This is a genomic window from Pseudomonas protegens (assembly GCF_003732485.1).
Classification (GTDB): Bacteria; Pseudomonadota; Gammaproteobacteria; order Pseudomonadales; family Pseudomonadaceae; genus Aquipseudomonas; species Aquipseudomonas protegens_B.
Map to the genome: position 1 here is coordinate 12,500 of NZ_MOAK01000050.1, position 2,721 is coordinate 15,220.

Annotated in this window: 2 protein-coding genes; both read right to left on the bottom strand. The window is 68.8% G+C overall.

Annotated features, from left to right (window positions below; genetic code table 11):
• A partial coding sequence (locus tag BLX41_RS12425; RefSeq protein ID WP_123725107.1) for a VWA domain-containing protein occupies nucleotides 1-1,704 on the bottom strand: 1,704 nt, incomplete at its 3' end.
• Nucleotides 1,701-2,721, bottom strand: a 1,021-nt coding sequence (locus BLX41_RS12430) for a vWA domain-containing protein (RefSeq protein ID WP_259744774.1), incomplete at its 5' end; no start/stop codon positions are given. The genes BLX41_RS12430 and BLX41_RS12425, both read right to left, overlap by 4 nt.

Genomic DNA, 2,721 nt, shown 5'->3' on the forward strand with positions numbered 1-2,721 from the left:
TTCGTACCAGAATTTACGCCTCAGCAGTTCTCCCGGGTCGTCCGGGATCTTGCGTAGCCATTGCTCCAGCGCCTGCTGGTGTTCAGCGTCCAGGCTGTCCTGTGCCGGACGCAGGGGCGTGGTGGTGTGCCGGTCATCCAGCTCACTGCCGGGCACTTCACTGTGGCCATTGCTCTGTGGGTCGGGCGTTGTGGCCTCACCCTCGTTGGCCGGTGGCTGCCCGGGGGTGTCCGGGGTTTCGCTACCGGTGGCCGGCTGGGTGGCCGCACCGCTGGGCCCGGGGCTGCTGTCGTCGCTGTCGGGGTTTTCCGGCTTCTGCGGCGGCGTTGGCGGGGTGGCTTGCTGCTGTTGCAACAGGCTTTCCACCAGGGCCTTGTTCTGTAGCGCCGGCTGCAGGTCCGGCTGGCGTTCCAGGGCCTGTTCATAGGCGTCGATGGCGGCTTCCAGCTCACCACTGCGCGCCAGGGCATTACCGCGATTGTAGTGGGCGCGGGCGTCGTTGCCTTCGGCAAAGCGCTCGGCGGCGGCATTGTAGTTGCCGGCCTCGTACAGGGCCACGCCTTGCCACTGCGGGTCCTGGAAGCGCCGAGCGGCCTCTGCCGGGCGCTGCTGTTCCAGCAGGCGCCGGCCTTGCTGGTCGGGGCGCAGCCACAGGTCGTTGAAGTCCAGGGCATAGCTGGGCTGTGGCAGCCCGAACAACAGCAGCGGCAGGCAGAACAGCCAGCCCCGGCGTCCGGCGCAGGCCGCCAGTAACAACAGGGGCAGCAGCAGCCAATAGCCCTGGTCGGCCCAGGTGTCCAGGCGCAGGGTCTGGCCTTCGCTGCGCACGCCTTTGGGGCCTCCCGCCAGACCCAGGCCCTTGAGGTCGCTGTCGTCCAGGCGGGCCTGACGGTAGCGACCGCCCACCTCGCCGATGAATTGCTTGAGGTCCGGGCTGTCCAGGCGCGACACCAGGATGGCCCCCAGGTCGTCCTTGAGATAGCTGCCGTCTTCCAGGGCCACCGGGGCACCGTCGCGGCTGCCGATGCCGAGCATCAGCAATTGCGGTGAATCGCCGTCAAGCGCCTGGCGGATGCCCTGGCGCTCCTGTTCGCTGAGGGACGAGGCCATCAGCAGCACCCGGCCCTGGCCCAGGGCGCCCTGGTCCAGCAGCTTGAGGGCCTTGAGCAGGGCCAGGTCGGCGCGCTGGCCGGCCTGGGGCATGATCGACGGCTTGAGGGCGTCCAGCAGGTTGCGGCTGGTGGCCAGGTCGTCGGACAGGGGCACCAGGGTGTGGGCGCTGCCGGCGTAGACCACGATCGCGGTCTGGGCGTCGCTGCGCAATTGCAGCAGGTCCAGCAGTTTGTGCCGGGCCTGTTCCAGGCGATTGGGCGGCACATCGTTGGCCAGCATTTGCGGGCTCAGCTCCAGCAGCACCACCAGCGGGTCGGCGGGTTTCTGGCTGGTTTGCTCTACCCGCTGCCAGCTCGGACCGAGCAGGGCCAGCACTGCCAGCAGCCAGGCCAGGCCCAGGGCGACCCAGGGCAGTTTGCTCTCGCGGCCATTGCCGCCACTGAGCAGGGCGGCATGAAAGGCCGGCGGCAGGATCATCTGCCAGCGCCCGGCACGTTTCTGCCGGTGCCAGAGTTTCCACAGCAGCAGGGCCAGCAGGGGCAGTACCAGCAACCACCCGGGACGGAACCAATGGGGCCAGAGGCTGATCATCGACGCCTCCGCAGACGCAGGCGCTTGAGCCGCTGGCGCCAATCATGGGTCGGCTGCAGAAAGTGCGACTGGGTGAAGAAGCGTTGCAGCGGGTTGTGCGGCCAGTGCTCGCGCAGCACCAGCAACACGCTGAGCAGCAGCGCCGTGGCCAGGGGCCAGTGGTACAGGGCCTGGGCCGGGCGGGCCTGGGTCGGCTGCTGGGCCACCGGCTCCAGTTGGTCGAGGGTTTCCTTGATGGCTTGCAGTTCCTGGCCGTCACGGGCACGGAAGTAGCGCCCGCCGGTGACGTCGGCCAGTTCCTTGAGGACCGGCTCGTCCAGGTCCAGGCTCGGGTTGAGCCCCAGCACGCCGAGGGTCGCGCTCTGGTCCGGGTCGGCACCGATGCCGATGGGATAGATTTTCACCCCTTCCTCGGCGGCCAGGCGTGCGGCGGTAATGGGCGGGATTTCGCCGCCGTTGTTGGCGCCGTCGGTGACCAGGATCAGTACCCGGCTCTGCGCCGGGCGCTGGCGCAGGCGCTTGAGGGCCAGGCCGATGGCGTCGCCAATGGCGGTGTTCTTGCCGGCGATGCCGATCTTCGCTTCGTCGAGCCAGACTCGCACCGTGTGCCGGTCGAAGGTCAGGGGCGCCTGCAGGTAGGCCTTGCTGCCGAACAGGATCAGGCCGACCCGGTCGCCTTCACGGTGTTCGAGAAAGTCCCCCAGCAGGTGCTTGACCAGGTTCAGGCGGCTGACGTCTTCGTCCTGCCATTGCATGTCGGGAAAGTCCATGGAACCGGAGACGTCCACTGCCACCAGCAGGTCGCGGCCGCTGGCAGCCACCGGCAGCGGTTCCCCCAGCCATTGCGGACGTGCAGCGGCCAACAGCAGCAGGACCCAGAGCAGGATGAACCGTGCCTGCTGGCGCCAGGCCGGCAGGTGGGCCCGGGCCCGGCGCTTGGACAGGCCTTCCAGGTCACTGAGGAAACTCACCTTCAGCGCCGGCTCGCCGCTGTCGGCCACCGGCAGCACCAGGCGC